We start from the raw sequence: 21,208 nt of genomic DNA on the forward strand, positions 1-21,208 counted from the left end.
CATATTTCTGTAAAAGCAAAGATCGTATTTAGCAAAGGAGATTGCACCTTATGGCTGAAATTCAGCTGAAAAATGTAAGCAAACAATTTCCGGATGGCTTCATCGCCGTACGGAATCTCAATCTGACGGTGGAGGATGGGAAGTTCCTGCTCCTGTTGGGACCAACCGGTTCCGGTAAAACCACAATTCTCAGGATGATCGCCGGACTGGAGGACATTACATCCGGGGATCTCCTGATCAATGGAGTCAGCGCAAAAAATACCCCTCCGAGAGAGCGGGGTATTGCAATGCTGTTTCATAAGTCCGCCCTATATGATGACATGACTGTCTATGACAATATTGCATTTGGACTGAGACTGCAGGAGCTGCCGGAGGAGGAAATTGATCACAGAGTAAAGGAAACGGCTGAGACTCTTAAAATCCGGGAGCTGCTGTCACGCTATCCGGAGCAGCTATCTACAGCGGACCGGCAAAAAACGCTCGTAGGCAAAGCAATTGTACGGAAGCCCTCCATCCTGCTGATGGATGATCCGATTATGGACCTCCAGCCATCCGAGCGGCGGCATGCCTGGATCGGTTTTATGAAGCTCTGTGAAATGCTTGGATGCACGATTGTATATGCAGAGGATGAGCCAAAGGCAGCCGGTGCCGAGGGTGTGGACATTGCGCTGATCAATAACGGAAGTCTCCAGCAGCGGGGCAGCACCAAAGAGCTGTATCGTCATCCTGCCAATCGATTTGTCGCGGATTTCATGGGATCCCCGGAAATTGAAAAATTTAAAAACGACGAAACTTAAGCTGAAATTATAGTAAAAATCACATAGATGTATTAATTAAAGGGAAACATTGATATTTTTTATCACCGTTTCCCTTATTTTGATTGAAAATCATTCACAAATAAAGTATGATTAACATATATGCAATTTGGGAATATTTCCTAGCAAGTCCTGTAAGGGCCATCTAAGGAGACCCCGTGCAGAATAAAGAATGGAGTACACATGATATCAAATCAGGTTTTACAGAGTACAATAGACTCCCTTAAGGGCATCACCAGAGTTGATATTGCAATCGCAGATGTGGACGGAAAGATCCTCGCAACCACATTTAACAACGAGCGGGATGTATCCGGTATGGTAACATCCTTTGCCGACTCTCAGGCTGACTCCCAGGCAGCTTCGGGATTTCAGTTTTTTAAAATTTTTGATGAGCATCAGCTGGAGTATGTACTGATTGCCCATGGCGATACCGATGACATCTATATGGTCGGGAAGCTTGCTGCCTTCCAGATTCAGACGCTGCTGGTTGCTTATAAAGAGAAATTTGACAAGGACAATTTCATCAAGAACCTGCTGCTTGATAACCTGCTGCTGGTTGATATCTATAATCGTGCCAAGAAACTGCACATCGATGCAGGAGTCAGGAGAATTGTATATATTGTAGAAACCGAAAACGGCGCGGATAATGGTGCGCTTGATGCGTTAAAGACGCTTTTTGCCGCCAAAACCCGGGATTTTGTAACTGCTGTGGATGAAAAGAATGTCATTGTCGTCAAGGAGCTGAAGCAGAACGAGGGCTATGAGGAAGCGCTGCATGTGGCGGAGACGATGCTTGACATGCTTAATACCGAAGCAATGATTAAGGCGCGTATTTCCTTTGGTACCATTGTAAATGAGATCAAAGAGGTATCCAAGTCCTATAAGGAAGCTAAAACCGCACTGGATGTCGGCAAGATTTTCTACTCCGATAAGAACATTATCGCCTACAGCAATCTAGGCATCGGGCGTCTGATTTACCAGTTGCCAATACCACTCTGCAAGATGTTTATAAAGGAAATCTTTACCGAGGTTTCTCCGGATGATTTTGACGAGGAGACGCTGACCACCATCAATAAGTTCTTTGAAAACAATCTTAATGTTTCTGAGACTTCAAGACAGCTTTATATCCATCGTAATACGCTGGTATATCGTCTGGACAAGCTGGAACGTTCAACCGGACTGGACCTCCGTGTCTTTGACGATGCCATTACCTTTAAGATTGCTCTGATGGTTGTGAAGTATATGAAATACATGGAAAATAACGAGTACTGATGAATCCGGTTCGCTCTGCTCCGTCACCATTCATAGACCCGGGTGTGGTGATTTGACCATTTCAAAAACTGCCCTGCATTGGCGGAGATCCGAAATGACGGATCCCTGATCAATGCAGGGCAGCTTTATTTTTGTTGCTAATCCAGCAGCGCCACTGCCTGCGCGGAAATCCCCTCGCCGCGGCCGGTAAAGCCAAGGTGTTCCTCTGTCGTTGCCTTAATGGAAACGCGGTCAAGATCAATTCCCAGCGCTTCCGCGACATGCTGGCGCATGAGTGAAAGATAGGGCATAAGCTTCGGCTTCTGCGCGATAATCGTGGAATCAATATTCTCAATCCGATACCCTGCATCCGCAAGGATCCTGCCTACCTCACGTAAGAGATCCAGTGAATCCGCTCCCTCATAGTCGGGACTCGTATCCGGGAAGTGCTGTCCGATATCTCCAAGCGCAGCCGCCCCAAGCAGTGCATCCATAATGGCATGGAGTATCACATCCGCATCCGAATGCCCTAAAAGTCCCTTTTCATATGGGATTTCCACCCCGCCCAGGATCAGCTTCCGTCCTTCTACAAGCTTATGAACATCATATCCAGTTCCTATCCTCATACTATATCTGCCTCCCATATAAGCCCTTAGTTTTAAGATTCCCGTAACATATCACACCAATATCCGCAGCTTTTTAGGCACACAGTTGATCGTGAGATCCGTCGTATTGCCGCAGTTCTCACCATCCGTGTGCACTGGCAATGCAGCCGCCGTATGAATCTCTGCCTGCTGACAGCGGTAGCAGTGCACTCCGGTCATCCGGACATGCATCCCTGTCAATGCCGAGATCATAATCCGGATCAGTCGGTACTTCTGCCTGGTGCTGACAACACAGAGATCCAGATATCCATCCTCTCCATTGGCTGTCGGTCCCAGTTTATAGCCACCCTCATAGGGATGCACATGCGCCGAAATAAAGAGAACATTATTAAATTCAATTCTTCGTTCTCCATCCAGGACAATATATCCCGGAGTTTGTTTTGCACGTTGAAGCTCTCTTATAAATGTAAAAAGATAGGTAAGCCTGTCGGAACGCAGGAGATGCTTGTTTCCCTCACAGCGCTCCATAATCAGATCATGGAACATCGCAGCGTCAAAGCCGATACCCGCGCTCACCACAAAGCGGCGGTTCCCATTGGGACAGTTCATAATGCCATAATCATAGCGCCGTTCCTCACTGGATGTAAAAAGATGCTTCAGCCGCTTCCGGAGGCTCAGATTTTTACCGACACAGCGGGCAAAATCATTGGATTTGTCTGTTGGAATAAAGACAAAGGTAATATTATCCTGATCCAGGCAGCTGCCGTCCACCACCTCGTTAAGTGTACCATCACCTCCAATGACTGTGATGGTTTTGGCATCCTTACAAAAGCGGGTAAGTCTCCGGGAAATATCCCTCGCATCTCCGGTTTTTTCCGTTACAAAAACCTCATAATTCTGGGCTTCTCCGATCCTTGCGAGCCGCCGCATCACCTGCTGCCATACCTTAAGGCCTCTGCCCTCGCTTGCCTGTGGATTTACTATAAAATAATGCATTCACATCCTCCAATGCATCAGATTATAACATGCAGTGCATGATCGGACTATAAAAAGAGTATAAAGAATCCGATTCACAAATTCATCAAACCTCGGACACAATTCGGACACAGATATCCCGTATAGTTACGGATGTAAACAAAAAGAGGTTTGCAGTAGCATTAAAAATTATTTTAAGAATATAGTACTGAGGAGGATCACATATGAAACAAGTAGCAAAGGTAGTTGCCAGCGCGCTGCTTTTTGGACTGGTTGCAGGTGCCGCCATGGTGGGTGTGAATGTAGGTGCCCAGAAGGCAGGCGTTACCAATCAGATCGTCCAGGAAGCAACACAGGGGAGCAATAGTAATACCGCGGAAACATCCGCATCTGATAGTAATAAAATTGCCACGGTTACCAACAGCGCATCCTCATCCGATGTCACTGCCTCCGGCAAAACCGTGTCTGAGGTTGCAAAGGAGGCAATGCCTTCCGTTGTAGCCATCACCAACATGATGCGTTATCAGCAAAACGGGTTCTCTCTGTTTGGTTCTTACGAATCACAGGAGACAGAGGTCCCGGCGAGTGGTTCGGGTGTTATTATCGGAAAGACCGATAGTGAGCTTCTGATCGTAACCAATAATCATGTCGTTACCGATTCCAATTCACTCTCCGTTACATTTGTAGATAATCAAAATGTCAATGCAGAGATCAAGGGAACCGATGCTTCACAGGATCTTGCTGTAGTTGCAGTAAAGCTTTCAGATATTCCGGAAAGCACGATGAATGCCATTTCCATTGCAACGCTCGGAGATTCTGATGCACTTTCCGTTGGAGATCAGGTCGTTGCCATCGGTAACGCTCTTGGGTATGGTCAGTCCGTTACCACTGGTATTATCTCCGCTATGAACCGTGATGTTGAGACAGAGGAAGGTACCGAATCCGGACTGCTGCAGACGGATGCCGCAATTAATCCGGGTAACTCCGGCGGCGCACTCCTTAATATGCAGGGTCAGGTCATCGGTATCAATGTTGCGAAGTACAGCTCCACCGATGTTGAGGGTATGGGCTACTCCATCCCAAGTGCCAAAGCGCAGAAGGTCATTGACTCTCTGTCAACTCTTACAACAAGAGAGCAGGTTCCGGAAAATGAACGTGGATACCTTGGTGTCCAGGTCAAGAATATTGATAAGGAAACCGCACAGTCCTTTGGTATGCCGCAGGGTGTATTTATCTATAAGTTCACAGAAGGCTCAAGCGCGGAAAATTCCGGTCTGCAGGAGAAGGATATCATTACCAAGCTCGACGGACAAGGCGTAACAAACTTTGATGATCTGCAGTCCCTTCTTGCAAAGTACCGTGCGGGAGAAACGGTAACAGTAACCGTAGAACGTATGGACGGTACCGGAAAGTATGTGGAGCAGGATGTAAAGGTTACACTTGGTTCTAATCCGCAGGCATCCTCCAACAGCTCCTCCGGCAGCAATAACGGCAACAGCCAGAACGGGCAGAGCGGGCAGGATCCGTTTTCACAGCCGAACCAGAACCAGCAGGGCAGCAATGGTCAGAACGGTAATGGCGGAAACAATAACGGCAACAGCAGCAATGGAAACAGCAATGATGGAAACCAGCAGAACAATAATGATGAGCTCTGGAAGCAATTCCAGCAGTTCTTTAATCAATATCAGCGTTGAATAAGTGTTACATAAAGCCTGCCCCGCAAGGGCAATAGCTGATATATACCGCGGCAGATGTAAAAATCTGCTGCGGTATTTTTTAGTTTTCCGTCTTATATTTCCTTTAATCTAATCTCTCCGGACAGCATGTGCATACGTTCAGGACCATCCTGCGGATGATCTCCATACTGATCCATCTTTTCGGAGGACTGTGTATATTTCACAACTGGGTATTTCACAACTGCCCTGGTACTTATGTTGACTTGCCACTCTGAAACGAGTAAGATGAATTTACGTAAATCATAAGGTGAACTCTTAAATTGATTAAATTTGTATAATGCGAGCAGCAAAAGAATGAAAGGATTTCAATTATGAAAATTTATAATACATTAACACGCAGTAAAGAGGAGTTCAAACCAATTGAGCCAGGTAAGATCCGGATGTATGTCTGCGGACCGACGGTCTACAACCTCATTCATATCGGTAATGCCCGTCCGATGATTGTGTTTGATACCTTCCGAAGATATATGGAGTATCGTGGCTACAAGGTAACGTATGTTTCCAACTATACCGATGTAGACGATAAAATCATCAAAAAGGCAAATGAGGAGGGCACGGACTGCAAAGCCATTACGGAACGATACATTCGTGAGGTAGAGAAGGACATGTCTGATTTAAACATTGAGCCTGCATCCGCGCATCCTAAGGCAACCGAGGAAATCGACGGCATGATCCACCTGATTCAGGAGCTGATTGACGGCGGACATGCATATGTTGCAAAGGACGGCACCGTATATTTTGACACAACCTCATTCCCGGATTATGGCGAATTATCCCATAAGAATATCGAGGATCTGCAGTCCGGCTTCCGTGATCTCAAGGTCAGCGGAGAGGAAGGGAAGAAAAGCTCCACCGACTTTGTACTCTGGAAACCGAAAAAAGAAGGAGAGCCCTTCTGGCATAGCCCATGGTGTGACGGTCGTCCGGGCTGGCATACCGAGTGCTGCGTTATGGCGCCGAAATACTGTGGAGGGCGTCTGGATATCCATGCAGGCGGCGAGGATCTGATCTTCCCGCACCATGAAAATGAAATTGCGCAGTATGAGTGCGCCCATGGAGAGCACTTTGCAAATTACTGGATGCACAACGCATTTATCAACATCAATAACCAGAAGATGTCCAAGTCCCTCGGTAACTTCTTTACTGTCCGGGACATTACAAGCCAGTACGATCCGATGGTGCTTCGTTTCTACATGCTCTCGGCGCATTATCGCAATCCGCTTAATTTCTCCAAGGAGCTTATGGATTCCGCCAAGACCTCTCTGGCAAGGATCATGACCGCTCTCGAGCGTTTGAGAGATCTGGAGGCAAAAAACCATGGCGATACCATGACCGCTGAGGAAAGTGAAAACAAAAAACTGATCGAGGAACAGGTACAGTTCTTTAATGACAAGATGGACGACGATCTCAATACCGCAGATGCCATTACCGCAATCTTTGAGCTGGTACGTCTTGCGAATGTTTCTGTGACCGAGTCCTCCACCAAGGCATGGACGGAATATGTGCTGAAAACCCTGGAAACCCTTCTTTCCGTTCTCGGTATCCGCACAGAGCAGAAATCCGAGGATCTGGATCAGGAAGTAGAAAAACTGATTGAGGATCGTCAGGCTGCCCGCAAGGCTAAAAACTTTGCCCGCGCCGATGAAATCCGTGACCAGCTTCTCAAGATGGGTATCGTCCTTAAGGACACCAGAGAGGGTGTAAAGTGGTCGAGAGTCTGAAGCAGAAAAGTGAGGTCAATCGCTTGCGTGATACGGATCACAAAATCAATGATACAACCGCAGGGGCCGTGGCAGAAGCTTCGGTTCCTGTTTCTTCTGTTATAAGTTCTGCTGTAAATCCGTCAGAAACTTCTCTTCTTCAGATGTATCGGCAAACCATGGAGCTCCAGGATATGGATGCGAATGCCGTCTCTCCACTGGCGCTCGCCTACCTCGGGGATTGTCTCTACGACCTTGCAGTTCGCGAATACGTCATACAGCATTATCCCGGAAACATCAACCGGATGAACAAGCAGAAAACCATGCTGGTCTGCGCACATGCCCAGTCCGAGATCATGGGTTATTTCCTCGGAAACAATATGCTCACCGAGGAGGAACAGAATCTTTACCGCCGTGCAAGAAACCAGAAGTCTGAAACCCATTCTAAAAATTCCTCGATCCTCGAGTATCACCGCGCGACCGGATTTGAAGCGCTGATCGGCTGGCTTTACATCCGTAAAGAATATGCGCGGATGATTGAGCTGATCGGCATAGGTACAAGGCATCTTCTGGAGATTGCAAAGAAAGGAAACACTGAATCATGAGAGACCAAGAGCTCACGCTGATCGGCAGAAATCCGGTGCTGGAAGCATTCCGCTCCGGCAAAACGATTGACCGCCTGTTTATCCAGGCAGGTCTGAAGGACGGACCGATTTCCACAATTTTACGGGAGGCAAAAAAGACGGGTGTCAAAGCTGAATTTGTGCAGAAATCCCGTCTGGACGAGATCTCTGAAGGCAGCAATCATCAGGGAGCTGTAGCATACCTTGCGTCCTTCCGGTACTATACTGTAGATGAAATCCTGAGCTATGCAAAAGAGAAGGGGGAGGATCCCTTTATCTTTGTCCTGGATGGCATTGAGGATCCGCATAATCTGGGCGCAATGATCCGTACCGCAAATCTCGCAGGCGCTCACGGCGTAATCATTCGCGAGAGAAGGGCTGCGGGACTCACGGCAACGGTGGCCAAAACGAGTGCCGGCGCGCTTGAGTATACAAGAGTCGCCAAGGTGTCCAATATCGCAGGTACCATTGATACGCTGAAAAAGCAGGGGCTCTGGTTTGTCTGCGCGGATATGGGCGGAGAGAGCATGTACAAGCTCAATCTGACCGGTCCGATCGGTCTTGTGATCGGCAACGAAGGCGAGGGCGTTTCCCGGCTCGTGCGGGAGAAGTGTGATATGGTGGCATCAATCCCGATGAAGGGAGATATCGACTCCCTGAATGCGTCTGTCGCATGCGGCGTACTTGCGTATGAGATTGTACGGCAGCGGCTTATGAAATGATTATGAAATGAGGATGATCCGTCATGGAGCATAACGAGACCTTAAAACCATATGAAATCAGCGGACACACCCGGATGATCTGCCTTCTGGGCTCGCCGGTCGCACACAGTCTCTCTCCGGCAATGCATAACTATGCCTTCCGGAAGCTGGGACTTGACTATTGCTATCTTGCCTTTGATGTGAAGCCTGAGCGTCTCCCCGAGATTCTGCCCGCATTCAAAGCGATGCATGTGCGGGGCATGAATCTCACAATGCCACTCAAAAATGATATTGTGAAATACTGCGATAGCTTGTCCCAGGCGTCCCGGATTTGCGGTGCGGTGAATACCGTAATTTTTGAGGAGGATGGCAGCATTACAGGCACGACCACAGACGGAACCGGCTTCCTCCGGGCACTGGAATCAGAAAATATCCAGTACCGTGGCAGGAAGCTTACGCTCATGGGCACGGGTGGTGCGGGAACCGCGATCCTGGTGCAGGCAGCGCTGGACGGTGCAAGAGAAATCAGTGTTTTTGCACGTTCCAGCAGCCGTTTTATCGACCGCACCCGCGAGGTCGTTTCCCGTTTGAATGCAGAAACGAACTGTAAGGTCGCGCTCTTTGACTATACGGAATGCGGGCTTAAAAGGGAAATCGGAGGCTCAGATGTACTGATCAATGCTTCCAATGTTGGCATGGCTCCGAATACCGATGCCTGCCTTATCCCGGATGCTTCCTGTTTTCATGAGGGGCTCTCGGTGACAGATGTCATTTATAATCCCAAGGAGACAAAGCTCCTCCGTATGGCTCGGGAGCGAAATCTTGTCACGATGAACGGTTCCGATATGCTGCTGTATCAGGGTGCTGCGTCCTTCCGCCTCTGGACCGGGATGGACATGCCGGTGGAAGAGATCCGGGCAAAATATTTCTGAACTTAACAGGAGGTATCCTTATGTGGCTGTTTTTTGCAATTGGTTCTGCTGTTTTTGCAGCTCTTACATCGATTCTTGCCAAAATCGGAATCGACGGTGTAAATTCCACGCTTGCAACTGCGATCCGCACCTTTGTGGTCCTCATCATGGCATGGGGAATGGTATTTCTCACGCATGCCCAGACCGGACTCGGAAGTATTGACCGGAAAAGCTGGCTGTTTCTGATCCTGTCCGGTCTAGCCACCGGCGGATCCTGGCTCTGTTACTACCGGGCGCTGCAGATCGGAGAGGCTTCCAAGGTTGTGCCGGTAGATAAAATGAGTACCGTGCTTACTCTGATCCTTGCCTTTGTACTGCTGCATGAGCCGTTTAACGCAAAGTCCCTGATCGGTATCATCCTGCTTACCGCCGGAACTCTTGTGATGGTGCTGTAACATAGGAAGGGGTCTCACTCGGGCATGGAAAAGCTTTTACTGTCAGACGGACACTTCCAGAAAATTTTCTCGATCCTCATGATCGTCATTGTGTTTGCCGCGCTGATTTATTTCAGCAATCTTACCTTCCGCAGGATCCAGAAGCGACGAAACAGTATCTTTACCAAGTTTCTGCACAGCTTCTTAAATATTGTGCTGCTTTTTATCGCGATTTACTCCATCCTGTCACAGTTTGAGGTAACGCGGGAAATCAGTACCGTGATCCTGCAGAGCAGTACCTTACTCATTGCAGTTGCAACCTTTGCAGCGCAGCAGACGCTCAGCAACGTGATTTCCGGCTTTATGCTGTCCGCTTCCCGCCCGCTTGAGATCGGGCAGAAGGTTAAGATCCTGCAGGGCGGCAGCCTCATCGCGGAGGGTATCGTAAAGGATATGACCTTCCGGCATGTAGTGATCGAGAGCTATGATGGACAGAGCAACATTGTGCCGAACAGCGTCATTGATCAGGCGGTGATCGTCAATGCAAACTATGTAGCCGGAACCGGAAATTTCCTGGAATTTGAAGTGGCATATGACTCGGATTTTGACAAGGTGCGGAAGGTGATCCGGCATGCGCTGGAAACCGAGCCCTATGTCACCCGCAAGGATATCACCATCACCACCAGTAACCTTACCTCAAACGGCGTAATTTTTAAATTTGCCGTATGGACGGATACTGTGAATGAGAACTTCACGGCTTGCAGCAATCTCCGCGAGAGAATCGTCGAGGATTTCCGTAAAGAGGGCATTGAGATCCCCTATCAGACGATCGACTTAAACCTGCATCAAGGTTTTAAATCTGATAAGGATGCATGCAGAAAATGAAAGAGATTTGAAATCGTTACATCTGATCCCCGGGCATATACAAAATGGCTGGGGCTTTATATTTCTAAGCCTGAAATCGGGTTTAAGAAAAGGAAACTGAGAAAAAGGCGCTGAGAAAAAGACTAGAAAAAACTGGAAAAGAGATAATAAAATGCAGAAATATTTTGACCTGAATGAAGACGGACTTAGTATCCGGTGCAAGCTTTACTATGCTAAAGATCTCCACAAACTGCCAAACATTGTCGTGGCAACCTATGGCTTTGGCGGCAATAAGGATAATCACGCGGTTGAGAAATTCGCAGAGCGCATTACCACAAAATATCATGGCTACGGCGTGGTCTGCTTTGACTGGCCCTGCCATGGCAAGGACGCCCGCAACAAGCTGATCCCGGAGGAGTGTATAACCTATCTGGATCTTGTAACAAAGTATGTGAAATCGGAGATGCACGCAGAGCGGGTGTATAATTACAGTGCAAGCTTCGGTGCCTACATTACACTCCGGTATCTTAATGAACGAGGTGCGAATCCTTACGACCGGATCGCATTCCGCTGCCCGGCAATCAAGATGTACGACTCACTGCATGCCGGAGTAACCCCGGAAGAGGAGGACAAGCTTGCCAAAGGAAAAGAGATTATCCGCGGATTTGACCGTAAAATCAAGCTCACTCAGGACTTTTTTGATGACCTGAAGGTCCATGACATGAGTAAGCCCGATTTTATGGATTATGCGGACAGCATCCTGATGATTCACGGAACAAAGGATGAGATGGTACCGATTTCCGAAGCAGAGGAGTTCTCAGATAAAAATGTGATCGAGCTTGTTAAGGTCGAGAATGCAGACCATCCCTTCTCCAATCCCACCTGCATGGATCTTGCCATCCAGAAAATCATCGAGTTTTTTGCCCCGGAAACAGACTGATTTAAAATGGTGAAACGAATCCACCTGGCAACGAAAGGATCATAGTATGAATCAATATGAACTGATGGCAAAGCAAATTGAGGCAATCGCTAAAGAGGACCCGGACCGGATTCCGGTACTGAGCAATACTTCGGCTCTGATTTATGATACGGTGACGGATGTAAACTGGGCGGGCTTCTATCTTGTCGATGGGGACCATCTGACATTGGGACCGTTTCAAGGTAAGGTTGCCTGCATTCATCTGTATCCGCATAAAGGCGTCTGCGGCACCGCATGGGCAGAGGACAGACCCCTGGTTGTCGCAAATGTACATGAGTTTGAGGGACACGTTGCCTGCGACAGTAAGACGAACTCCGAAATTGTGATCCCGATCCATGACCTCCGGAAACCAGAGCACCCGGTGATCGGTGTGCTGGATATTGATAGTATTTTCCTGGACCGTTTTCATCCGGAGGATCGCGAGGGACTTGAGCTTGTTGTGCGGATGCTGGAATCCGTGACGAGGTTCTGAGGATAGGTTTTAGCAGCTTGTAGTTTTTGTGAGGTGAAAACAATGCAGTTAGAGAAAGATAAATATGAACTGACTCCAGAGGAAATCCGGGAAAATCTCCGGGAGGTGCATGCCAATGTTGCTGCTGCCTGCGAGAGAGTTCATCGGAATCCGGCAGAAGTAACCCTCTGCGCGGTCAGCAAACTAAAATCAGTCAATGATATTGAAGTCGCTATGGCTGCCGGGCAGCATCTGTTTGGCGAGAATTACGTACAGGAAATTACTGCCAAGTATGCGGAACTCGGCGACCGGGCGGAATGGCATATGATCGGTCATCTGCAGCGAAACAAAGTTAAATATATCATTGACAAGGTGACTCTGATTCATTCCGTAGACAGTCTGGAACTTGCCGCAGAGATCGAGAAGCAGGCGGCAAAGCACGATAAGGTGATGGATATCCTGCTGGAGGTAAACATCGCAGGAGAGGAAAGTAAATGGGGATTCACTGCGGAGGAAACACTGCCGATGGCTGAAAAAATCGGCGCTCTGCCTCATGTCCATGTCCGTGGTCTTATGACATCTGCGCCTTACACGGAAGATGCCGAGACCAACCGCATTCACTTTAGAAATCTCAAGGCTTTAGAGGAACGTCTTAAAGCCGCAGGATATCCCGGCGTCGATGCAGACATCCTCTCTATGGGCATGACCGCCGATTACACAGTGGCAGTGGAAGAGGGCGCCACCATGATCCGGGTCGGCACCGGAATCTTTGGGAAACGGGACTATGACAAATAACAATTCATGCATTCCGGATGAACAGATAAACTCATGTATTTCAGATAAAAAAAAGACCAGGGAAAAAGTAGTATAAAGCAACACTCATTTCCAGGTCTTAAAACAAAAATAAAAAAGCTGGCAACCGGAATCGGACCGGTGACCTCCGCACTACCAATGCGACGCACTACCGACTGTGCTATGCCAGCTTGTCTCATTTCTGAGAACTCGTATAATTTATCACAGGAATACATGTCTGTCAATTGTATTTTGAAATAAATATTGTTAAACTAAGCAAGTGCAGTAAATAAGTGCTGCGGCATCTTATATGAGAGTGTATTTTAGAGCGATACTATAAATTGAACATATGAATTTTGATCACCTTATTTTTGCCTTGGAAATGATCGGAACCGTTGCGTTCGCCGTATCCGGTGTAATGGTTGCCAAAGAGCGGAAAATGGATATTTTTGGAGCGATCCTGCTGGGATGCGTCACCGCGGTCGGTGGTGGAATGATCCGGGATCTGATTCTCGGAGAAACACCGCCTGCAATGTTCCGCCGTCCGATTTATGTGGATGTGTCCTTTGTGACATGCCTGATTTCATTTGTTTTGGAACGGCATCGTCTAGGCAAACGTTTTTTTGACCGCTTTGACCAGACACATGCCAGAACAGCTCTGATCCTGAATGCTGCCGACTCGATCGGGCTCGCTGCTTTTGTAGTGGTCGGATGCCGCACTGCGGTGAATGCGGGCTATGGCGACAATACCTTCCTTACATCCTTTGTCGGCGTCCTTACGGGAATCGGCGGAGGTATCCTGCGTGATATCATGGCGGGGCAGATGCCGCTCATTATGCGGAAGCGGGTTTATGGAATTGCGGCAATTGCCGGAGCATTGCTATATACAGAGCTTCAGACGGTAGGATTGCAGCAATTGATTGCCGCTGTGATCAGCATGCTTTGTACGGTTCTGATTCGTTTCCTTGCCATCTATTTCCGCTGGAACCTGCCGGCGTTCCGGTAGGCTGCAGCTGGCGCATGAATATTTTTTTTAAAATTTCCAGTTGACAGAATGGTTCTCAATGTGTATAGTATATTTCCGTCAGGCGCCTTTAGCTCAGTTGGTAGAGCAGTAGACTCTTAATCTATTTGTCCAGGGTTCGAGTCCCTGAAGGCGCATGTACATAAAAGCTCAGTGATTTCGGTCACTGAGCTTTTTGCATTTACAGACGCAACATCTCTGAGAGGTACCTAGCATGAAGCAAACTCGCGCAGATATTCCATGGGCAACGTTCTTATTAATTGCAATCAATATTTTGATTTACCTCCTGGAAGCCCTTGCAGGCGGAAGCGAAAATCCCGATATTGCACTCCGCTTCGGAGCCATGTATACACCATATATCCTGATGCAGGGAGAGTGGTATCGTCTTGTCACCGCTATGTTTGTACATTTTGGCTTTGAGCATCTTGCCAGCAACATGCTTGCCCTGATGGTCGAAGGTCCGATCGTCGAGAGATATTATGGTAAAATCCGGTTTCTTGCCATTTATGGCTTTGCCGGCATCTCCGGGAATCTTGCCACAATGGCATGGGATATTTTGAGCGGAACCGCACGCCTGTCCGCAGGCGCTTCAGGCGGAATCTTTGGACTTACCGCTGTATTTCTTATTTTTGCAATGCTGCCGGAATTACGCAGACTTTTCCCCATAAAGCGGGTTCTTTTCTCCATCCTGATTTCTCTAAGCCCTGCGCTGGAAGATGGCTCCATTAATCTGATTGCACATCTGGGCGGTCTTTTGGGAGGATTTGTTATTGCAGGCTGCTTCGAATATATAAAAAGTCGGCATTATCGAAAATATTATAGCAGCCATTAAATTCTTAAATTTAATAATGATTTCTGTTATTTAATTGACAATATGCTCTGTCTTAGATATGCTATCTCTGTGACGCAAATGTCATTTTTACGAGGAGGATATCTCGATGAAGAAAGTTTTATCAGCTACTGTCGTATCTGCAATGGTACTTGGATTGGCTGCATGTGGTGCAAGCGGAAATGCAACAACTACTGCTGCAGCAGGAAGCTCAGCCGCTGCTCAGGCAGAGACTCTTAAAGGAGAAGCCGAAGGTTTTGGCGGTACCGTTACCGTAACCATTACCAAGGAAGGTGATAAGATCACCGCTGCAACTGTAGAGGGAAAGGATGAGACTCCGGATGTCGGCGGTAAGGCACTGGAGGAGCTTGGCAAGCAGATCGTTGCTGCCAATGGTTCCAATATCGATGGTGTTTCCGGTGCAACAGTTACATCAACCGCAGCTAAAAATGCGGCTGCGCAGGCACTGGGAGAGAAGGTAGAGACCGAGGCTGCCAGTGAAGCTGCCAAGGAAAGCACACAGGCTGCAGCAGAGTCCAAAGCTCCGGCTAAGGCAGAAACCACCAAGGGTGCAGATTTTACCGTAAAAGGAAAGATCCAGATCGGTGAAGCTCTGTCTGCCGCTCATGGCACAAAGTGCTTTACACAGACCTATGCTGTAGTAAGCGGTGATAAGGTCGTTGCTGCCTATATCGATGAATATCAGTTCATGGATCCAACTGCTGAGGGTGTGAATCCTGTTCCAAATTCGGATTCCGATTTCGGTCAGGGCTATGCGCAGGGTGTTGCGCTTGCTTCCAAGAGAGCATCTGCAGATTACTACTCCAAGAACATGAAGGAAAAAGCACAGGCTACTGTAAGAATCGATGACAACTACGATGCCATTGAAGCATTTGCTGCAGGCAAGACCATTGATGAAATCGAGAAGGCTGCCGGACAGGACAATGTAGTTGATTCTGTTTCTGGTGCAACACTTAAGGATACCGCAAACTATCTCAAGGCAATCGCCGAGGCTGCTAAGAATGCACAGAAGAATGAGTCTGTGGATTATGAAGCAGATGCGCCTCTCCGCTTAAATGCTGTTATCGGTGCTGCACACGGCACAAAGTGTTTCTCAACTGCAGCTGTTGTTACCGATGGAGAGAAGATTGTTCTGAGCTACATCGATGAGTTCCAGTTCTTTGATGCCGGCACAGATGGTGTGACAGGTGTTCCAAACTCCGATGCAGACTTTGCACAGGGCTATGCAGAGGGTAAGGTTCTTGGGTCCAAGAGAGTGAATGCCGACTATTATTCCGAGCTCATGAAGGAGCACGCACAGGCTACCACCAGAATTGATGACAACTATAATGCAATTCAGACCGCAGTAGATTCCATGACAATTGCGGATGCCGAGTCTCTTGCAGGCAAGGACAACGCAGTAGATTCCGTTTCCGGCGCAACGCTTGCGGATACTGCCAACTACATTCAGCTGATTGTTGATGCTGCCAAGGCATAATCACTGCATTACCGAAAGGCTTAAGCTGTAGTTTCCGTAAGAAATACAATTAAATCTACATAAGATTTCCAATGCAGATCAGTTCAATGACTGATCTGCATTTTTCTGTCTATGACTGAGTTCCTCTTGAATGATCCTTTGATTTCAATCCCCGGGTATTTCCGGGTACTTCTGCTTTTAACAGATTCCAACTTTTTCTTTTCAGAAAAGATTTTTCATCATATAATAAGAAATACCAGCTAAAAAGGCACCGATCGTATGCATCGTCGTAACGAAATCACTTGTCATCACCAATATACTACATTGTAAAACAAGCTGATCATAGGAGGTTTAGTATGGAAACATATGGAGAGTATCTTGGCAAAGCTACGGGCAAGCTTGGCTTTGGTCTCATGCGTCTGCCGGTTCTGCCCGGCACGGAAGACATTGACATCGAGCAGCTTAAGGTCATGGTAGATCATTTCATGGCAGCAGGTTTTACATATTTTGATACCGCATACGTATATGGTGCCGGTGCTTCAGAAAGAGCCATTAAAGAAGCCTTGGTGCAGCGGTATCCACGGGATCGTTTTACTTTGGCGACCAAAATGAACGCATCGCTTGGACACCCCAGTGAAGCGGATGTAAAAAAGCAGTTCGCCATTTCTTTGGAGCGGACCGGCGCAGGGTATTTTGATTATTATCTTTTGCACGCTGTGCAGGAAAATAACTATAAAACCTATACGGCATATGGCATCTGGGATTTTGTCCGGAATTTAAAGCAAGAAGGGAAAATACGTCACTGGGGTTTTTCCTTTCATGCAGGACCTGAACTTTTAGATGAGCTTCTGACGGAGCATCCGGATGTAGATTTCATTCAGCTTCAGATCAATTATGCCGACTGGGATAATCCATCCGTGGAGTCCCGCGCAAACTATGAAATCGCAAGAAAGCACAAGGTTCCTTTTGTAGTCATGGAACCCCTCAAGGGCGGAACGCTTGCCAACCCGCCGGAAGGTGTCGCGTCTGTTTTAAAATCCGCGGCACCAGAGAGCTCCGTTGCGTCCTGGGGCATTCGCTTTGCAGCTTCACTGGACGGCTGCATCACCGTGCTGTCCGGTATGTCTGACATCCTGCAGATGGATGATAATCTGTCCTATATGAAAGACTTCCAGCCTTTGACAGAAGCAGAGCAGCAGGTAATTAAAAATGCGCAGGATGCTCTTGAGAAGCTGAATCTCATCAAATGTACGGCATGCCATTACTGCACTGCAGGCTGTCCTGTAGAGATGCACATCCCGGATATTTTTGCCGCGATGAATAAAAATCTGCTCAACAATCATCAGGGAGCGCTTGCAAGCTATGCCCGCGCGGTAAAGGATGGCAGCAAGGCTTCCGACTGCATCCGGTGTGGTCAATGCGAAGGTGCCTGCCCGCAGCGCCTGCCGATTATTTCTCTCCTTGAGAAGTGCGCCGCAGCTTTAGAGTAACAATGGAAACGGTAGTCAAAACTACCAAAGATAAAATAATTGCAACGAAATCAATACCTATGTATCAAGCATTAACCATAAACGAAATTATTGCCAAAACCGCTCAGCATCCGCTGACACATGTCGCTGAACACAATCGTGCTGCAGTGCTGATCCCGCTGCTGGATATTGCCGGAGAGCTGTTTGTGCTGTTTGAAATCCGTAATGCAAGAATCACGCAGGGAGGCGACATCTGTTTTCCCGGTGGAAAAATCGAGCCCGGAGAAACGCCGGAGGAGGCCGCTGTCCGGGAAACCTCCGAGGAACTGCTGATACAGCCGCAGGATATTGACATTCTTGCGCCCATGCATGTGATTGAAGGTCCACGGAGCATTGAAGTCACCTCCTATCTCGGTCAGCTCCATAATTACAAAGCTACCTATGCTCCGGATGAAATTGACCATATCATCATTCAGCCACTCAGCTTTTTTATGGAAACAGAACCGGTCATATGGCACACCCGTCAAAACACAGAGGTGAATGCTGATCTGCCCGAGGATCTCCGTAAATTTACTGAAAACAAGTGGACCGGCGCCCCAAGAGATTATTATTTTTATCGGACCGAACGCGGCATCATCTGGGGTCTCACAGCAAAGGTAATGTATTATTTTGTTAAGTGCTTGAAAGAAAAGAAAGGAAGGTAGTATGGGTTTTCTGATGTTTCTTCTAATTCTCGTTATCCTGGCACTCGCCGTGCTTATGTCCGTACTCGTGATTGTGCCGCAGGGTTACTCCTATGTCATGGAAATCCTCGGCAAGTATCATTCGACCTGGTACGCCGGACCTCATTTCCGGATTCCGCTCATTGAGAGAGTTGCCAAACGTGTCAATGTCAAGGAGCAGGTCGGAGACTTTGCCGCAATTGAAGCCATCACCAAGGACAATGTCATGCTGCAGGTAGACTCGGTTGTTTTTTACAAGGTACGGGAAAATGACGATAATCCGCGGAAATATGCCTATGGTGTCACCAATCCGGAAAAGGCGATCGAACTGCTCGCGGCAACGACACTGCGTAATGTGGTCGGTGAAATGACACTCGATGAGGCGCTCACCTCCCGGGACAAAATCAACGATACCATGCGGAGCGTCCTGGACGAGGCAACGGATGACTGGGGCGTTCTCGTGCGCCGTGTGGAGATCAAGTCTCTGACGCCTAATGATGATGTCCGGCAGGCAATGGAGAAGCAGGTTACGGCGGAGCGCAACAAGAGAGCAGAGATTCTGGAAGCGGAGGGTCACAAGCAGTCAGATATCCTTAAGGCAGAGGGTCATAAGGAAGCACTGATTCTGGATGCTGAGGCTGACAAGCAGAAACGTATCCTTGCGGCAGAAGCGGAGAAGCAGGCGCTGATTGATCAGGCGCAGGGTCGTGCCGAGGCCATCCGTCAGATCCAGCAGGCGACCGCGGAAGGTATCCGGATGATCAAGGACGCAGGCGCCGATGAAGCCGTCATTCGCCTTAAAAGCCTGGAAACCCTTGGCAAGGTGGCAGACGGGAATGCAACCAAGCTCTTTATCCCCTCGGATCTCGCAAATCTTGTATCGCTCGTAAGTGCAGCAGCGGAGACTGTAGAAACCTCCAGGACTCCTGCAGCCGCGAAACCAAAGGTCACGGAGCCTGTTGTAAATATTGAAAAAAAGGTTCAGGCAGAGCCTGATATCTTAAAATCCGAGCCCGGAACAGAAAATTTCTAAAATCTTGCCGGCACCTCTCCTCCATGCTATAGTGGTTTATAAATGAGCCTGGACGGGAGGTGCCCATGTTTTCCATAAGAGAAGTTAAAAAAAATGCGAGGGTGGATCTGAAACGTAATTTTTTCCGGAATGTCCTCATAGTATTTATGGTCGGGCTGATCACGCAGGGAGGTTACCGCTTTGCGACGGATACCCGTACCGCGCTGCAGCAGCGTGCCTCGGAAATCGTGACATCGACTGCACCGGACCAGCTCCGGAATCTTCCTGGGAATCTTAAGGCTGCAGGAGTTGATCTTTCCGGTAATTTATCGGATTCTCTGGGTGCCATTGCAAGTAAAAAAACAAACTTTGAAATCCTGGAGGATCTGGTTCTATCGCAGGATCTGTTTCCGGTGCATCTTAATCCTGAGACCACTACAGAGAAATACACCCGTGGTGTGCTGTCGGTATTTGTCAATGAAGCGACCAGCTCCGGATCCATGACATTCGGAATACTAAATGGCATCAATGAAATTGTTTTTCACGGGCATGTGGCACGGTCTGTCATTATCTTTCTGATGGCGGTGCTTACAGCCTTTGTCTTTATTTTTGTCAAAAATGTGCTGCAGGTAGGTCTCAAGCGGTACTTTCTCGAGCATCGCCGCTATCTTGATACAAGCGCTGACCGGATTTTCCATGTCTATCGGGTGGGCAAAACTCTGAATGTTGCCAAAATCATGCTGCTGCGCTATATCCGTGCGCTGCTCTGGATGCTCACCATCGTGATGGGACCGGTAAAATACTATGAATACCGTATGATTCCGTATATCCTCGCGGAAAACCCGGGCATCTCCGAGGCAGATGCATTCGCACTGTCCCGACAGCTTACGGATGGAGAGAAGTGGAGGATGTTCTGTCTGGACTGGAGTCTGCTTGGCTGGCGTCTCCTGGGACTTGTGACGTTTAATCTGACTTCGGTTTTTTATTTAAGGCCGTATCTCGAGACGATCCATGCGGAGCTTTATATGCAGCTGAAGGAAGCAAAGCGGGCAGAGCTTGTGAATGGAAAGCAAATTGATGATTCCGAGCTTAATCTGCCATCTCCGGTGGCTTCAAGCTATCCGGAGGAGCAGTATCTTACAAGTCCTCTTGCAGAGCGGCAATGGCTTATGATCCGGGAAGCAGAGCAGCGATACTCTCCGACAACTTATATTTTGTTTTTCTTTACCTTTTCCTTTGTGGGATGGGTCTGGGAGGTAAGTCTGCATCTTGCGGAAAACGGTGAATTTGTAAATCGCGGTGTGCTCCTTGGTCCATGGCTTCCAATTTACGGTTTTGGCGGTGTACTGATCCTGCTTCTGCTGCGGCCATTAAGGAATCGTCCGTGGCTTCTGTTTCTTGGTTCTGTCGCAGTCTGCGGTACCATAGAGTATTTTACGGCGGTCTTTCTGGAAATCGTTTATCATCAGGAGTGGTGGAACTATGACGGATACTTCCTTAATTTCCAGGGCAGGATCTGCCTGGAAGGACTTCTTGTTTTTGGACTGGGTGGTGTGGCTTTTACCTATGTATTTGCCCCGATCCTAAACAATATTTATGCGTGGCTTAGCGCGGGTGCGCGGCGCGGAATCTGTATCTGTCTGATCCTGCTTTTTGTGATAGATGCCGTACATTCCGCCTTTCATCCCAATGTAGGAGAGGGGATTACGACAGTAACCGAGACCGAAGCAAACTGATCTATCTAAGTTCGGATGATTTTTCCATGGGAATTTTAAAAAAAGTCATCCGAAATCCGCAAAGTCGCGGATAATCGGATGACTTCATGCCATCTATATCAC

At 48.1% G+C, this 21,208-nt stretch carries 21 protein-coding genes and 2 tRNA genes; 20 read left to right on the forward strand and 3 right to left on the reverse strand.

Features of this window, described 5'->3' with window-relative positions; genetic code table 11:
• The first annotated feature begins 50 nt into the window (after positions 1-50).
• Together ACTNEN_RS05960 and ACTNEN_RS05965 are read left to right on the forward strand one after the other, a co-directional pair.
• The gene (locus ACTNEN_RS05960) at positions 51-797 is read left to right on the forward strand and encodes an ABC transporter ATP-binding protein (protein ID WP_441205132.1); all 747 of its coding nucleotides are present in this window, start codon (positions 51-53) and stop codon (positions 795-797) included.
• Between the two features lie 201 nt (positions 798-998).
• Entirely contained in the window at positions 999-2,087 is a 1,089-nt protein-coding gene (locus tag ACTNEN_RS05965; protein ID WP_441205133.1) for a PucR family transcriptional regulator, read from the forward strand.
• Between the two features lie 137 nt (positions 2,088-2,224).
• On the opposite strand, the gene ispF is transcribed toward ACTNEN_RS05965, so the two are convergent.
• On the reverse strand, positions 2,225-2,692 hold the full coding sequence (ispF, locus tag ACTNEN_RS05970; protein ID WP_441205134.1) for a 2-C-methyl-D-erythritol 2,4-cyclodiphosphate synthase: 468 nt from the start codon (positions 2,690-2,692) through the stop codon (positions 2,225-2,227).
• 51 nt (positions 2,693-2,743) lie between these two features.
• Entirely contained in the window at positions 2,744-3,667 is a 924-nt protein-coding gene (locus tag ACTNEN_RS05975) for a diacylglycerol/lipid kinase family protein (RefSeq protein WP_441205135.1), read from the reverse strand.
• A 203-nt stretch (positions 3,668-3,870) separates the two neighbouring features.
• Here ACTNEN_RS05975 and ACTNEN_RS05980 point away from each other — a divergent pair, with 203 nt between their 5' ends.
• From ACTNEN_RS05980 to ACTNEN_RS06025, 10 genes are all read left to right on the forward strand, one after another.
• Positions 3,871-5,340, forward strand: a complete 1,470-nt coding sequence (locus ACTNEN_RS05980) for a S1C family serine protease (protein WP_441205136.1) — start codon at positions 3,871-3,873, stop codon at positions 5,338-5,340.
• Positions 5,341-5,693: 353 nt separating this feature from the next.
• Entirely contained in the window at positions 5,694-7,103 is a 1,410-nt protein-coding gene (gene cysS / locus ACTNEN_RS05985) for a cysteine--tRNA ligase (RefSeq protein WP_441205137.1), read from the forward strand.
• The gene (locus ACTNEN_RS05990) at positions 7,088-7,687 is read left to right on the forward strand and encodes a Mini-ribonuclease 3 (RefSeq protein ID WP_441205138.1); all 600 of its coding nucleotides are present in this window, start codon (positions 7,088-7,090) and stop codon (positions 7,685-7,687) included. The genes cysS and ACTNEN_RS05990 overlap by 16 nt, the downstream gene beginning before the upstream one ends.
• Positions 7,684-8,427 carry a 23S rRNA (guanosine(2251)-2'-O)-methyltransferase RlmB gene (gene rlmB / locus ACTNEN_RS05995; protein WP_441205139.1) on the forward strand — a complete coding sequence of 248 codons (744 nt, stop codon included), beginning with the start codon at positions 7,684-7,686 and terminating at the stop codon, positions 8,425-8,427. The genes ACTNEN_RS05990 and rlmB overlap by 4 nt, the downstream gene beginning before the upstream one ends.
• A 23-nt stretch (positions 8,428-8,450) precedes the next feature.
• Positions 8,451-9,338, forward strand: coding sequence for a shikimate dehydrogenase (aroE, locus tag ACTNEN_RS06000; protein WP_441205140.1), 888 nt, complete (start codon positions 8,451-8,453; stop codon positions 9,336-9,338).
• 20 nt (positions 9,339-9,358) lie between these two features.
• Positions 9,359-9,772: an EamA family transporter gene (locus ACTNEN_RS06005; RefSeq protein WP_441205141.1), complete on the forward strand. Its 414-nt coding sequence runs from the start codon at positions 9,359-9,361 to the stop codon at positions 9,770-9,772.
• 24 nt (positions 9,773-9,796) lie between these two features.
• A complete protein-coding gene (locus ACTNEN_RS06010; RefSeq protein ID WP_441205142.1) occupies positions 9,797-10,636 on the forward strand; it encodes a mechanosensitive ion channel family protein in 840 nt (279 codons plus the stop codon).
• Between the two features lie 151 nt (positions 10,637-10,787).
• Positions 10,788-11,555: an alpha/beta hydrolase family protein gene (locus ACTNEN_RS06015; protein WP_441205143.1), complete on the forward strand. Its 768-nt coding sequence runs from the start codon at positions 10,788-10,790 to the stop codon at positions 11,553-11,555.
• Positions 11,556-11,601: 46 nt separating this feature from the next.
• Entirely contained in the window at positions 11,602-12,066 is a 465-nt protein-coding gene (locus ACTNEN_RS06020) for a GAF domain-containing protein (protein WP_441205144.1), read from the forward strand.
• A 42-nt stretch (positions 12,067-12,108) separates the two neighbouring features.
• The gene (locus tag ACTNEN_RS06025; RefSeq protein WP_441205145.1) at positions 12,109-12,840 is read left to right on the forward strand and encodes a YggS family pyridoxal phosphate-dependent enzyme; all 732 of its coding nucleotides are present in this window, start codon (positions 12,109-12,111) and stop codon (positions 12,838-12,840) included.
• 115 nt (positions 12,841-12,955) lie between these two features.
• Here ACTNEN_RS06025 and ACTNEN_RS06030 read toward each other — a convergent pair.
• Positions 12,956-13,028: transfer RNA gene (locus ACTNEN_RS06030), tRNA-Thr, on the reverse strand.
• A gap of 158 nt (positions 13,029-13,186) precedes the next feature.
• Here ACTNEN_RS06030 and ACTNEN_RS06035 point away from each other — a divergent pair.
• From ACTNEN_RS06035 to ACTNEN_RS06070, 8 genes are all read left to right on the forward strand, one after another.
• Entirely contained in the window at positions 13,187-13,843 is a 657-nt protein-coding gene (locus ACTNEN_RS06035; RefSeq protein ID WP_441205146.1) for a trimeric intracellular cation channel family protein, read from the forward strand.
• An 82-nt stretch (positions 13,844-13,925) separates the two neighbouring features.
• Positions 13,926-13,998: transfer RNA gene (locus ACTNEN_RS06040), tRNA-Lys, on the forward strand.
• 77 nt (positions 13,999-14,075) lie between these two features.
• Entirely contained in the window at positions 14,076-14,693 is a 618-nt protein-coding gene (locus ACTNEN_RS06045) for a rhomboid family intramembrane serine protease (RefSeq protein WP_441205147.1), read from the forward strand.
• Positions 14,694-14,799: 106 nt separating this feature from the next.
• On the forward strand, positions 14,800-16,188 hold the full coding sequence (locus ACTNEN_RS06050) for an FMN-binding protein (protein WP_441205148.1): 1,389 nt from the start codon (positions 14,800-14,802) through the stop codon (positions 16,186-16,188).
• 335 nt (positions 16,189-16,523) lie between these two features.
• Positions 16,524-17,657 (forward strand): aldo/keto reductase, encoded by a 1,134-nt coding sequence (locus ACTNEN_RS06055; protein WP_441205149.1) that lies wholly within the window; start codon positions 16,524-16,526, stop codon positions 17,655-17,657.
• Positions 17,658-17,716: 59 nt separating this feature from the next.
• The gene (locus ACTNEN_RS06060; protein WP_441205150.1) at positions 17,717-18,340 is read left to right on the forward strand and encodes an NUDIX hydrolase; all 624 of its coding nucleotides are present in this window, start codon (positions 17,717-17,719) and stop codon (positions 18,338-18,340) included.
• 1 nt (position 18,341) lies between these two features.
• The gene (locus ACTNEN_RS06065; RefSeq protein WP_441205151.1) at positions 18,342-19,391 is read left to right on the forward strand and encodes an SPFH domain-containing protein; all 1,050 of its coding nucleotides are present in this window, start codon (positions 18,342-18,344) and stop codon (positions 19,389-19,391) included.
• Positions 19,392-19,456: 65 nt separating this feature from the next.
• The gene (locus ACTNEN_RS06070) at positions 19,457-21,106 is read left to right on the forward strand and encodes a DUF975 family protein (protein ID WP_441205152.1); all 1,650 of its coding nucleotides are present in this window, start codon (positions 19,457-19,459) and stop codon (positions 21,104-21,106) included.
• Positions 21,107-21,208: the final 102 nt, after the last annotated feature.

This window comes from Oribacterium sp. HCP28S3_H8 (assembly GCF_052064775.1).
Taxonomy (GTDB): Bacteria; Bacillota; Clostridia; order Lachnospirales; family Lachnospiraceae; genus Oribacterium.